This window comes from Pseudomonas sp. NPDC089401 (genome assembly GCF_044749485.1).
GTDB lineage: Bacteria > Pseudomonadota > Gammaproteobacteria > Pseudomonadales > Pseudomonadaceae > Aquipseudomonas.
The window spans coordinates 15,147-27,541 of sequence record NZ_JBIVIA010000008.1 but is presented as its reverse complement, the minus strand read 5'-3'; the positions used below and the strand labels follow the sequence as shown (position 1 = coordinate 27,541).

The 12,395-nt window shown below is 65.3% G+C and carries 11 protein-coding genes; 3 read left to right on the top strand and 8 right to left on the bottom strand.

Annotation, left to right across the window (positions count from 1 at the left end):
- Positions 1-98: 98 nt before the first annotated feature.
- From folK to dksA, 7 genes are all read right to left on the bottom strand, one after another.
- On the bottom strand, positions 99-578 hold the full coding sequence (folK, locus tag ACIP21_RS18305; RefSeq protein WP_400690296.1) for a 2-amino-4-hydroxy-6-hydroxymethyldihydropteridine diphosphokinase: 480 nt from the start codon (positions 576-578) through the stop codon (positions 99-101).
- Positions 575-1,966 carry a polynucleotide adenylyltransferase PcnB gene (locus ACIP21_RS18300; RefSeq protein WP_400690293.1) on the bottom strand — a complete coding sequence of 464 codons (1,392 nt, stop codon included), beginning with the start codon at positions 1,964-1,966 and terminating at the stop codon, positions 575-577. Before ACIP21_RS18300 ends, folK begins: the two co-directional genes overlap by 4 nt.
- 764 nt (positions 1,967-2,730) lie before the next feature.
- Entirely contained in the window at positions 2,731-4,179 is a 1,449-nt protein-coding gene (locus ACIP21_RS18295) for a sigma-54-dependent transcriptional regulator (RefSeq protein ID WP_400690290.1), read from the bottom strand.
- Between the two features lie 4 nt (positions 4,180-4,183).
- Complete coding sequence (locus ACIP21_RS18290) at positions 4,184-7,159, bottom strand: sensor histidine kinase (protein ID WP_400690288.1); 2,976 nt, start codon at positions 7,157-7,159, stop codon at positions 4,184-4,186.
- On the bottom strand, positions 7,143-7,319 hold the full coding sequence (locus tag ACIP21_RS18285; RefSeq protein WP_003250005.1) for a hypothetical protein: 177 nt from the start codon (positions 7,317-7,319) through the stop codon (positions 7,143-7,145). The genes ACIP21_RS18290 and ACIP21_RS18285 overlap by 17 nt, the downstream gene beginning before the upstream one ends.
- Before the next feature lie 223 nt (positions 7,320-7,542).
- Positions 7,543-8,430 (bottom strand): tRNA glutamyl-Q(34) synthetase GluQRS, encoded by an 888-nt coding sequence (gene gluQRS / locus ACIP21_RS18280; RefSeq protein ID WP_400690286.1) that lies wholly within the window; start codon positions 8,428-8,430, stop codon positions 7,543-7,545.
- 63 nt (positions 8,431-8,493) lie between these two features.
- A complete protein-coding gene (gene dksA / locus ACIP21_RS18275) occupies positions 8,494-8,940 on the bottom strand; it encodes an RNA polymerase-binding protein DksA (RefSeq protein WP_103448934.1) in 447 nt (148 codons plus the stop codon).
- A gap of 210 nt (positions 8,941-9,150) precedes the next feature.
- On the opposite strand from dksA, the gene ACIP21_RS18270 reads away from it, so the two are divergent.
- Positions 9,151-10,329 carry a pyridoxal phosphate-dependent aminotransferase gene (locus ACIP21_RS18270; RefSeq protein ID WP_400690284.1) on the top strand — a complete coding sequence of 393 codons (1,179 nt, stop codon included), beginning with the start codon at positions 9,151-9,153 and terminating at the stop codon, positions 10,327-10,329.
- A complete protein-coding gene (gene sfsA / locus ACIP21_RS18265) occupies positions 10,326-11,036 on the top strand; it encodes a DNA/RNA nuclease SfsA (protein WP_400690281.1) in 711 nt (236 codons plus the stop codon). Before ACIP21_RS18270 ends, sfsA begins: the two co-directional genes overlap by 4 nt.
- Here the strand turns inward: sfsA and ACIP21_RS18260 are convergent.
- Positions 11,026-11,343 (bottom strand): Rieske (2Fe-2S) protein, encoded by a 318-nt coding sequence (locus ACIP21_RS18260; protein ID WP_400690278.1) that lies wholly within the window; start codon positions 11,341-11,343, stop codon positions 11,026-11,028. The two genes, sfsA and ACIP21_RS18260, sit on opposite strands and share 11 nt — an antisense overlap.
- 151 nt (positions 11,344-11,494) lie before the next feature.
- Here ACIP21_RS18260 and ACIP21_RS18255 point away from each other — a divergent pair, with 151 nt between their 5' ends.
- Positions 11,495-12,367 (top strand): hemin ABC transporter substrate-binding protein, encoded by an 873-nt coding sequence (locus ACIP21_RS18255; RefSeq protein ID WP_400690275.1) that lies wholly within the window; start codon positions 11,495-11,497, stop codon positions 12,365-12,367.
- The last annotated feature ends 28 nt before the right edge of the window (positions 12,368-12,395 follow it).

The following is a 12,395-nucleotide window of genomic DNA, read 5'->3' as shown; positions in this document are numbered from 1 at the left end:
CCTATAGTCGTGAGCGAGGTGGGTGAAGTCAATGACCCTGTTACCGCATTGTTACTAACAGGGTGTTACTGGCGTTACCGCCCGCTGGAACGCCCGGATTACAGGCGTTCCAGGCCGACGAACGGGCAGGCTTCGAGCAGTTGGGCGAGGGCGCGGCCGTCGGCCAGGTGGAAGTCGTCCGCCACCAGCTCGGCCAGGGGGTACAGCACGAAGGGGCGGGCGTGCATGTGGTAGTGCGGCACTTGCAGGCGCGGCACGTCGATGACCTGGTCGCCGAACAGCAGGATATCCAGGTCCAGGGTGCGCGGGCCCCAGCGCTCGCTGCGCACGCGGCCCTGGTCGTTCTCGATGGCCTGCAGCGCGTCGAGCAGGTCCAGCGGCGCCAGGGTGGTGTCGAGCGCCGCCACCGCATTGGTGTAGCGCGGCTGGCCAGGCAGCAGCGAATCACTGGTGTACAGCGCCGAAGCGCCCGCCAGGCGGCACTGGGCAATCTGGTCGAGCGCCTGCAAGGCGCTGCGCAGTTGTGCTGCGGGGGCGTCCAGATTGCTGCCCAGGCCAATGAAGGCGCGCGTGGTCACTCGAACGCCTCGTCACCGCCGCTGCGTTTGCGCTTGCCACCGCTGCGCTTGCGTTTGCGCGGGCCGGCACCGCTGCCTTCGTCACGGCTGCCGAGTTCACGGATCATCTCCCGGCGTTCGCTGTCGTTGGCGTCCTGGTAATCGGTCCACCACTGGCCGAGGTCGTCGGTTTCCTCGCCGGCGCTTTCACGCAGCAGCAGGAAATCGTAACCGGCACGGAAACGCGGGTTGTCCAGCAGCAGGTCGGCACGTTTGCCGCTGCGCCGTGGCAGGCGTTCCTGCATGTCCCAGATTTCGCGGATCGGCAGGGTGAAACGCTTCGGAATGGCGATGCGCGCGCATTGCTCGGCGATCAGGTCGTGGGCCGCGCCATTCATGGCCGGGATCGGTGGTACACCCTGGTTCTGCAGGTGCAGCACGCGCCCAGGCAGGGCCGGCCAGAGCAGGGCGGCGAACAGGAAGGCCGGGGTCACCGGCTTGCCCTGCTTGACGCGCAGGTCGGTGTTGTTCAGCGCCTGGCTGATCAGCGTGTGGGTGTAGGTCGGGCGCTCGTCCAGGGCGTGGGCACTGGCAGGGAACAGCGGCTCGAACAACTCCAGGTCGACCAGCATCTCGAAGGCCATGGCACCCTGGCCAGAGAGGAACAGCTTGAGGCATTCCTCGAACAGGCGCGCCGGCGGGATCTCGCGCAGCATCGGCGCCAGCTTGCGGATCGGCTGGAAGGTGTGCTTCTCGATGCCGAAGTCCAGCTTGGCGGCGAAACGCACCGCGCGCAGCATGCGCACCGGGTCTTCCTGGTAGCGGTGGGTCGGGTCGCCGATCAGCCGCAGCAGGCGATTGCGCACGTCGTGCACGCCATTGGCGTAATCGAGGATGCGCTCGCTGACCGGGTCGTAGTACAGGGCATTGATGGTGAAGTCGCGGCGCTGCGCGTCTTCTTCCAGGGTGCCGTATACGTTGTCACGCAGGATGCGGCCACTGGCATTGTGCGACGAGCGGTGGGTATCACCCTGGTCATCTTCCGAGTGGTGTGCGCGGAAGGTGGCGACCTCGATGATGTCACGGCCGAAATGCACGTGGACCAGCTTGAAGCGCCGGCCAATGATGCGTGCGTTGCGGAACTCGGCACGGACCTGCTCGGGCGTGGCACTGGTGGCGACGTCGAAGTCCTTGGGCGTGATGCCCAGCATCAGGTCGCGGACGCAGCCACCGACCAGGTATGCCTGGTAGCCCGCACTCTGCAGGCGCTCGACGATGTTCACCGCGTGGCGGCTGAACTGGTGGCGCTGCAGCGAGTGTTGGCTCTTGTTGATCACCTCAGGCGTGGTGCGCCGGTGGTGCTGGCCCGGTACGGGAGGGCGGAAAGACTGGAACAGCTTCTTCAGCATGGGATGCACTGTTTGAAGGAATGTTCGGCCAAGAATAGGAGAATGGCCGCATGATGGGCGGGGATTCTAGCATTTACTCAGGGAATGGTGTAGGCGTTGGCAGGACTGGCTGCTGGAAGGGGAGAAACGACAAGGGGAGCCTAAGCTCCCCAAGAAGTCGTTGCGTGCTCTTATTGTTTTTTTGCTGGGCTTCTTGTTTTTGTTGAGTGCCCTGTCCACAAATCTCGAAGCTTGTGGACGACCCCTAATCCAGGGGTTAAGAGCAAACGGATTGCTTTGGCCGCTGATGTCACGTTGATCAATCGATCCAACCAGTTCAGGCGCTGCTTTTAAGTGCAGTTTTTGTTGTTCTCTGCCTGGTCGTGGGGCAAGCCCCAAACACGCATCCTCTCCAAAAGAATCAGTTAGCTGCGCCTCCGCCGTCTTGTTTTTATTGTGCGTGAGCCGTTTCGTCTTGTTCTTATTCTGAGTTGCAGTGCTTGTTATTGTTCTTGTACCAAATATATAGCAGGTGCCGTGCCAACTTTTCGAAACCCAATGAAATCAAGGGTTTGAGAGTTTTTTGCGGTTGGCGGTGGGCTGAAAATGTAGATTTTTCGTTACCGTACGCCTCGGGGACTGTTACGGCAGAAAGGTTGGGTAACAGATTTGTGCGGAAGCTGATGTGTTACCGGGTGTTCGCCTTGAGGTGTTCAGCGCCTGGGAGATCGAGCGCCGCGCGGGCGGCGCTCGGTCTCACAGGCGACAAAAATACCGCAGCGAACTCAATTATCGCTGGTCGCATTGCTCTTGCGCCGCGGGATGCCCAGACGCTGGCGCCGTTCCCACAGGCACTTGCGGCTGACGCCGAGCTTGCGTGCCAGCTCGGTCTCGGTCATGTGGTCCTGATGCTCGAGCACGAAGTGCTGGAAGTAGTCCTCCAGCGACAGGTCCTCGGTCGGCTCGTGGCTGGCGTTGTTGGCACTGGCACTGGCGGCCAGGGCGCTGTCGAGGATGTCGTCTTCTTCAAGGTCGCTCAGCTCGATGTCGATGCCCAGCATGTCGGCGGAGATTTCCGCGCTCTCGCTAAGGATTACCGCGCGCTCCACGGCGTTCTCCAGCTCACGCACGTTACCCGGCCAGCTGTAGTGACGAATGGCCTGCTCGGCCTCGGCCGAGAAGTGCAGGTCGTCGCGGCCGATGCGGGCGCTCTGGCGGGCGAGGAAGGCCTTGGCGATTTCGTTGACGTCACTGCCGCGTTCGCGCAGGGCGGGCAGCTTCAGGGCGATCACGTGCAGGCGGTAATAAAGGTCTTCACGGAACTGCCCGGCCTTGGCCAGGTTCTTCAGGTCGCGGTGGGTCGCGGCAATCAGGCGCACGTCGACCTTTTGCGATTGCACCGAGCCGACCCGGCGGATCTCGCCTTCCTGCAGCACGCGCAGTAGGCGGGCCTGGGCCTCGAGCGGCAGTTCCCCGATTTCGTCGAGGAACAGCGTGCCGCCGTCGGCGGCTTCCACCAGGCCGGCACGACCAGCGCTGGCGCCGGTGAACGCGCCTTTCTCGTGGCCGAACAGTTCCGATTCGATCAGGGTTTCCGGAATGGCCGCGCAGTTCACCGAAATCATCGGCGCCTTGGCCCGGCGCGACAGGTTGTGCAGGGCGCGGGCGACCAGTTCCTTGCCGGTACCGGATTCGCCCTGGATCAGCACGTTGGAGTCGGTGGGCGCGACCTTGCGGATCTTGCTGTACATGTCCTGCATCGGCGGGCACGAGCCGATGATGCCGATTTCGCCGTTGGCGGCGGCGCTGCCTTTGTCGGCAGTTGCGGCCTTGCCGTTGCTGCGCGGTTCGGCGGCCGGGGCTGGCGCGGCTGCCGGGGCGTTCTGCCGGTCCCGCAGGATACGTGCCACGGCCTGGAGCATTTCGTCGTGGTCGAAGGGCTTGGCGATGTAGTCCACCGCGCCCATTTTCATCGAGTCCACCGCCGAGCGCAGGCTGGCGTAGCTGGTCATGATCAGCACCGGGGTGCCCTGGCCGAGCTTGATCAGTTCGGTACCCGGGGCGCCCGGCAGGCGCAGGTCGCTGACGATCAGGTCGAAGGTGGCAATGCTGAAGCGTTCCTGGGCTTCCTGCACCGAGCCGGCTTCGCTGACCTGGTACTGGTTCCGCTCGAGCAGGCGACGCAAGGCCGAGCGGATGATGGTTTCGTCTTCGACGATCAGAATGTGCGGCATTGATTCAATTCTCTCGACGGTCTCGAATTTCAGGGGACGTCGCTACGACATGCCGGGGCAGGGTCACGCGGATCCGGGTGCCACGTTGCCGTTCGATGTCGGCCGGGCTGTCGATGGTGATTTGCCCATAATGCTCTTCCACGATGGAATAGACCAGAGCGAGCCCCAGTCCGGTTCCCTCGCCCGGGTCCTTGGTGGTGAAGAAGGGTTCGAACAGGCGGTCCATGATGTTTTTCGGGATCCCGCTGCCCTCGTCCTCGACGATCAGGTCGACCATGTGCTCGCTGACTTCGCTGCGCACCCGCACGGCGCTGCCGGGCTTGGATGCATCGCGGGCGTTGGAGAGCAGGTTGATCAGCACCTGGGCCAGGCGCTGCGGGTCCCCTTCGACCCAGTGATCCGGGTCGCAGAGGTTGAAGAACTGCACTTCGAAGTTGCGCCGGTTCAACGCCAGCAGGCCGATGGCGTCCTGCGCCACTTCGGCCAGGCACACCGGCTCCTCGCTGTTCTGGTGGCTGCCGCCGGCGTGGGCGAAGCTCATCAACGACTGGACGATGCGCGACACGCGCTTGGTCTGTTCGAGGATCTGGCTCGACAGTTCGATGATCTCGCCGTCGCCTTCGCGTTCTTCGCGCAGGTTCTGCGCCAGGCAGGCGATGCCGGTGATCGGGTTGCCGATCTCGTGGGCCACGCCGGCGGCGAGGCGGCCGATGCTGGCCAGCCGCTCGGAGTGCACCAGCTTGTCTTCCAGGGCCTGGGTTTCGGTGAGGTCCTCGACCAGCAGGACCAGGCCGCTGTTGCCCGGTGCCAGTGGTTCGTCGATGGCCGCCTTGTGCAGGTTCAACCAGCGCGGCTGGCCGTCCAGCGCCAGGCGCTGCTTGTGCAGGTGCTCGTCGGGCACGTTGATGAAGCCCTGCAGCAGCCCGCGCCAGGGTTCGCCGATGGTCACCAGGCGTGAACCGACCACGTGCTTGGCGGCGATGCCGGTCAGCTCTTCCATGGCCTTGTTCCACATCAGGATCTCCTGGTCCTTGGCCAGCGAGCAGACGCCCATGGGCAGCTCCTGCAGGGTCTGGCGATGGTAGCGGCGCAGGGCATCGAGCTCGGCGGCAAGGCCGGTCAGGCGCGAGTGGTAGTCTTCCAGGCGGCTTTCGATGAAGTGGATGTCCTCGGTGACGTAGTTCTCGTTACCGGACTTGTACGGCAGGAAGGTTTCGACCATGTCCTGGGCCACGCTCGGCCCCATCAGGCCCGAAAGGTTGGCCTCGATGCGGTCGCGCAGGCGGCGCAAGGCGTAGGGACGACGCTCGTCGAACGGCAGGTAGAGGTCGCGCAGGGCCTGCTCGACTTCCTTCTGCGCGGCCTTGGCGCCCAGGGGCTTGGCCAGTTGCGTGGCGAACTCCTGGGGCGAGGCGGCGTGCAGCTCGCGGCGCTGAGGGCGGCGCACGTTGTCCACGGCGCAGGCTTCGGCGGCGCTGACCTCCTCGCTGCTGGCGTTGGTGAACAGCGAGATCAGGGTGAACAGCAGGACGTTGGCCGCCAGCGAGGCGATCGCCGCCATGTGCCAGCTGGTGTCGTCGAGCACATAGATCATGTCCAGCAGCGGGATGTAGAAGCCCTGCAGGTTGCCCAGCAGCGGCAGCAGCATGGTCACCAGCCACACCAGGGTGCCGGCCAGCAGGCCGGCGATGAAGCCGCGGCGGTTGGCGGTCGGCCAGTACAGCACCGACAACACCCCTGGCAGGAACTGCAGGGTCGCGACGAAGGCGACGATGCCCAGGTTGGCCAGGCTCTGGTGATTGTTCTGGGTCAGGTAGAACATGAAGCCGGCGGTGATGATGGCGACGATCAGCGCCCGGCGCGTCCATTTCAGCCAGCGGTAGATGTTGCCCTCGGCCGGCGGCTGGTACAGCGGCAGCACCAGGTGGTTGAGGGCCATGCCGGACAACGCCAGGGTAGTGACGATGATCAGCCCGCTGGCGGAGGCAAGCCCGCCGACGTAGGCCAGCAGTGTCAGCGCCTGGCTGTTGGCGGCGATGCCGAGCCCGAGGGTGAAGTACTCGGGGTTGGTGCTGGCGCCCAGGCGCAGGCCGGCCCACAGCACCAGCGGCACGGCCAGGCTCATCAGCAGCAGGAACAACGGCAGGCCCCAGCTGGCGCTGACCAGCGAGCGCGGGTTGAGGTTCTCGGTGAAGGCCATGTGGTACATGTGCGGCATGACGATCGCCGAGGCGAAGAACACCAGCAGCAGGGTGCGCCAGGGGCCTTCCTGCAGCGGCGTGTGCAGCGCCGCCAGGGCGGTCTGGTTCTGCAGCAGCCACACTTCCAGCTCGTGGGGGCCGCCGAATACGCCGTACAGCGCGTAGAGGCCGATGCCGCCCAGGGCCAGCAGCTTGATCACCGACTCGAAGGCAATGGCGAACACCAGGCCTTCGTGCTTCTCGCGGGTGGCGATATGGCGCGAGCCGAAGAAGATGGTGAACAGGATGATCAGGGTGCAGAAGGCGAACGCCACCCGCGCCTTCACCGGTTCGCCGGTGAGGATGCTGATCGAGTCGGCCACTGCCTGGATCTGCAGGGCCAGCAGCGGCAGCACGCCGATCAGCATGATGATGGTGGTCAGCGCGCCGGCCCAGGTGCTGCGAAAGCGGAACGCCAGCAGGTCGGCCAGCGACGACAGCTGGTAGGTGCGGGTGATCTTCAGGATCGGATACAGCAGCACCGGGGCCAGCAGGAAGGCGCCGGACACCCCCAGGTAGCAGGCGAGGAAGCCGTAGCCGTACTGGTAGGCCAGCCCCACCGAGCCATAGAAGGCCCAGGCGCTGGCATAGACGCCCAGCGACAGGGTGTAGGTCAGCGGGTGGCGGATGACGGCGCGCGGGATCAGCCCGCGTTCGCTGATCCAGGCCACGCCGAACAGCACCATCAGGTACCCGGCGCTGATCAGGATCATCTGGGTCAGGCTAAAGCTCATCGGCATCTCGTTGGCTCTGCAGGATGAAGGTGACGACGATCAGGATCAGCCAGAGCAGGTAGGGTCGGTACCAGGCTCCGGTCGGCTCGATCCACCAGTCCATGATGGCCGGGGAGAACAGGTAGATCCCCACGACCAGAAGCAGGACCAAACGATAGATGTACATGCTGGCCTCGATGGTTGGGCGCTGCGGGCTTGGACTTATTATTGGCGCAAATGGCGGGGGGGATGCTAGCGGGAATCGGTGGGGTTCGCCAAGGGTTTGAATTTGCTGGGCTTTTGAATTTGAGAGGTGGTTTCCTGTGGGGCCCTTTCGCGGGTAAAACAGGAACCCTGCAATCCGCGGTCCCTGTGGGAGCGGGTTTACCCGCGAAAGGGCCGATCCTGTTTCAGCGCAGGTCAGCCTCGGGCACCGTAGCCCGTTGCGCAATATTCTCTGGCCGCCACTGCGTGCGCGCCACCGCCAGCACCTCGGCCGGCGTCGCCAGCAGCAACTGCGGGTCGGTTTCCTGCCCCAAGGCCCGCAACGCGCGCAGCAACAGCGGCGTCGCATGCTCCGCCTGCAAGGGCGGCGAACGGTACGACTTGCCCAGCTTGTGCCCGTCCGGCTGCACGATCAGCGGGATATGCAGGTAGCGCGGTTGGGAAAAGCCCAGCAATTCCTGCAGGTACAGCTGGCGCGGGGTGTTGTCGAGCAGGTCGGCGCCGCGCACGATGTCGGTGATGCCTTGCCAGGCATCGTCCAGCACCACGGCCAGTTGATAGGCATACAGCCCGTCCCGGCGCTGGATCACGAAGTCCCCCACCTCACGCCCCAGGTGCTGCTGGAATTCCCCTTGAACCCGGTCAGTGAAGCGGTAGATCAGCTCCGGCACCCGCAGGCGGATCGCCGCGCCTTCGCGGGCATGCCCGGCATTACGACAAAAGCCTGGGTAGATGCCGTCGTAGCCTTCGAGCTGTTTGCGCGAGCAGGTGCAGGCGTAGGCCAGGCCCATGCTGAACAGGCGCTCGACCACGGCGGCATAGGCGTCGTGGCGCTGGCTCTGGAACACCACCTCGCCATCCCACTCCAGCCCGTATCGTTCCAGGGTTTGCAGGATCGCGTCGCGAGCGCCGGGCATTTCCCGCGGCGGGTCGGTGTCTTCCATGCGCAGCAACCAGCGGCCATCGACGGCGCGGGCATCGAGCCAGGAGGCGAGGGCAGCGACCAGCGAGCCGAAGTGCAGGAAACCGCTGGGGGTGGGGGCGAAGCGTCCGATGTAGCGGGAGTCTTTCATGGCGTTGCCGGGCATAAAAATGAAACGGGGCGCAAGAAGCGCCCCGTTCGGATGGAAGAAGAGTCAGCCTTTGCCGACGGTCTTTTCCTTTTTCTCCGAGATTTCCTTGCAGTCGAAGCACAGGTCGGCGGTAGGGCGGGCTTCCAGACGGCGCAGACCGATCTCGATGCCGCAGGAATCGCACCAGCCGTAATCCTGGTCCTGGATCTTCTGCAGGGTCTTGTCGATCTTCTTGATCAGCTTGCGCTCGCGGTCGCGGTTGCGCAGCTCGAGGGCGAATTCTTCTTCCTGGCTGGCACGGTCGGCCGGGTCGGGGAAGTTGGCTGCTTCGTCCTTCATATGGTCGACGGTACGGTCCACACTGACCATCAGCTCGCCTTTCCAGGCATTCAGAAGCTTGGTGAAGTGTTTGCGCATGGGCTCACCCATGTACTCTTCGCCCTTGGTCTCTTTATAGGGCTCGACACCGTACATGGTCTGACCGGTTTTTTGCTTTTCTACGGTGGACATGAATAGACCGCCTCTCACTCATCTGATCCAATGCGCAGGATGCTCCATCTCCGGCACCCGCCGGCCCTGCGACTGCGAGCCGCCGAACTTACCAGATAGATCGGGGGTGCGCTACCCCGCCCGATCCTAGGTGTTGACAGCGGTGCGCCGCGCACGTTCGATGCCGTGCGCAGGTAGAATCAACAGTCTAGACGCTATTGAGAGAAGGTCATGGCCCACCCCTACAGCGCGCGCAGCCGCGCCATCGAACCCTTCCATGTCATGGCGCTGCTGGCGCGGGCCAACGAGCTGCAGGCTGCCGGGCACGACGTGATCCACCTGGAGATCGGCGAGCCGGACTTCACCACCGCAGCGCCCATCGTCGCTGCCGGCCAGGCCGCGCTGGCCGCCGGGCACACCCGTTACACCGCCGCCCGTGGCCTGCCGGCGCTGCGTGAAGCCATCGCCGGTTTCTATGGCCAACGCTACGGCCTGACGGTCGACCCTGAGCGCATCCTCATCACCCCCGGCGGCTCGGGCGCGCTGCTGCTGGCCAGCAGCCTGCTGGTCGACCCGGGCAAGCACTGGTTGCTGGCCGACCCAGGGTACCCCTGCAACCGCCACTTCCTGCGCCTGGTCGAAGGCGGCGCGCAGCTGGTGCCGGTGGGGCCGGAGGTCAACTACCAGCTGACCGCCGACCTGGTCGAGCGCTACTGGGACAAGGACACCGTCGGCGCACTGGTCGCCTCGCCGGCCAACCCGACCGGTACCGTGCTGGGGCGTGACGAGCTGGCCAGCCTGGCGCAGGCCACCCATGAGCGCCACGGTCACCTGGTGGTGGACGAGATCTACCACGGCCTGACCTACGGCATGGACGCGCCCAGCGTGCTGGAGGTGGATGACTCGGCGTTCGTCCTGAATAGTTTTTCCAAGTATTTCGGCATGACCGGCTGGCGGCTCGGCTGGCTGGTGGCACCACCCAATGCGGTGGCCGACCTGGAGAAGCTGGCGCAGAACCTCTACATCAGCGCCCCGAGCATGGCCCAGCACGCCGCACTGGCGTGCTTCCAGCCAGAAACCCTGGCGATTTTCGAGGAACGCCGCGGCGAATTCGCCCGCCGCCGCGACTACCTGCTGCCGGCCCTGCGCGAGCTGGGCTTCGGCATTGCCGTGGAGCCCCAGGGCGCGTTCTACCTGTACGCCGACATCAGCGCCTTTGGCGGCGATGCCTTCGCCTTCTGCCGGTACTTCCTGGAAACCGAGCACCTGGCGTTCACCCCGGGCCTGGACTTCGGCCGCCACCTGGCGGGCCACCACGTGCGCTTCGCCTACACCCAGAGCCTGCCGCGCCTGGAAGAGGCAGTGCAGCGGATTGCCCGCGGGCTGCGCAGCTGGCAGGGGCAACGATGATCTTTCCGGTACTCGAACAGGGGCGCCTGCTGCGCCGCTACAAGCGTTTCCTGGCCGACATCGAACTGGCCAATGGCGAACAGCTGACCATTCACTGCCCCAACACCGGCTCCATGCTCAATTGCATGCGCGAAGGCGGGCAGGTCTGGTTCAGCCGCTCCAACGACCCCAAGCGCAAGCTGCCTGGCACCTGGGAGATCAGCGAAACGCCCCAGGGGCGCCTGGCCTGCATCAACACCGGGCGGGCCAATGCATTGGTCGAAGAGGCGCTGCGTGCCGGAGTGATCGGTGAACTGGCCGGTTTCACCGCGCTCAAGCGCGAAGTGGCCTACGGCGAGGAAGGCAGCCGGGTGGACTTTCGCCTGGAGTTCGCTGACGGGCCGGCCTATGTCGAGGTCAAGAGCGTGACCCTGGGGTACCCGGACACCGCCGTGGCAGCCTTCCCCGATGCCGTGACCCAGCGCGGCGCCAAGCACCTGCGAGAACTGGCGACCCTGGCTCGGCAAGGTATCCGGGCGGTGCAACTGTACTGTGTGAACCTCACCGGCATCGAGGCCGTGCGCCCCGCCGAGGAGATCGACCCCGTCTACGCCAAGGCCCTGCGCGCCGCCGTGGCGGACGGGGTGGAGGTGCTGGCCTATGCGGTGCGCCTGGATGCTGCGCATATCGTGATCGACCGCCCGCTGCCGGTGCTGCTCAACCCTTGAGCCAGATGCCCTGGCAGTCTTCCAGGCAGTCCAGGGCCTCCAGTACCTCGCCCTCGCACGGGCCGGCCACGCATTCGCCACTGTCGATCAGGAACAGCGCGCCATGATGGGCGCAGTGGATCAGGCTGGCGCTGTCGTCGAGAAAGGCGTCCTCCGCCCAGTTCAGCGGGATGCCGCGGTGCGGGCAGCGGTTGCGGTACAGGTACACCTGGCCTTGGCGACGCACGCCGAACAGGGCGATGCCGTCTACGCTGAAGGCGCGGCTCTGGCCCTCGGCCAGGGCGTTTGAAGCACAAAGCAAATGCATGGCAGGGACGACTCGTGAAACAAAGTGATGGCTTGACGCACCAATGCGAATAATTATCAAATTGCCCGCATTCGCTGCGCCGGCCGCCCATGGTGCGCAGTTCCGCCGCCCGCCACAAGGCGCGCGGTCGCCTTCAGAAGGAAATCCCACGATGCGCCGTCCCGCTGCCTGGCTTGCCCTGTGCACAGCCCTCGTTGCCTCCGCCCCGGCCCTGGCCGCCGACCTGCCACAACGTTGGGTCAGTGCCGGTGGGGCGCTGAGCGAATGGATCAGTGCCCTGGGCGGCGAGCCGCGCCTGGTCGGCGTCGACACCACCAGTCAACATCCCGAGTCGCTGAAGACGTTGCCGAGCATCGGCTACCAGCGGCAGCTGTCGGCCGAGGGCATCCTCAGCCTGCGCCCGGATGTGCTGGTGGGTACCGAGGAAATGGGCCCACCGCCGGTGCTGGCGCAGATCCGCAAGGCCGGGGTGCGGGTCGAGCTGTTTTCCAGCCAGGCCGAGCTGGCGGCGGTGGATGAAAACCTCAAGCACCTGGGCAGCCTGCTCGGTGCCGAGGACAAGGCCGCGCAGTTGGCGGCGGGCTATCGCCAGCAGCTTGAAGCGCTGCAGGCGCAGGTCAAGCAGGCCCAGGCCACGCACCAGGCACCGGGCGTGCTGCTGCTGGTCGGCCATGCCGGCGCCAAGCCGCTGATCGCCGGGCAGGGCACTGCCGGTGACTGGGTGCTGCGCCAGGCCGGGGCACGCAACCTGGCCGAACACCAGGGGTACAAGAACTTCTCCAACGAGGCGCTGGCGGCGCTGGACCCGGATGTGCTGGTGTTCTCCGATCGCGCCTTGACCGGCGAACAGGCCTTGCAGGCGCTGCTCAAGGAAAACCCGGCCCTGGCGGCCTCACGCGCGGTGCGTGACAAGCGCCTGGTCGCCCTCGACCCGACCCTGCTGGTCGGCGGCCTCGGCCCGCGCCTGCCGGCAACCTTGCAGCAGCTGGCGACGGCCTTCTACCCGGCAAGCACCGTTAAATGAAGCAACGGATCCAGCCGCGTACCTTGTT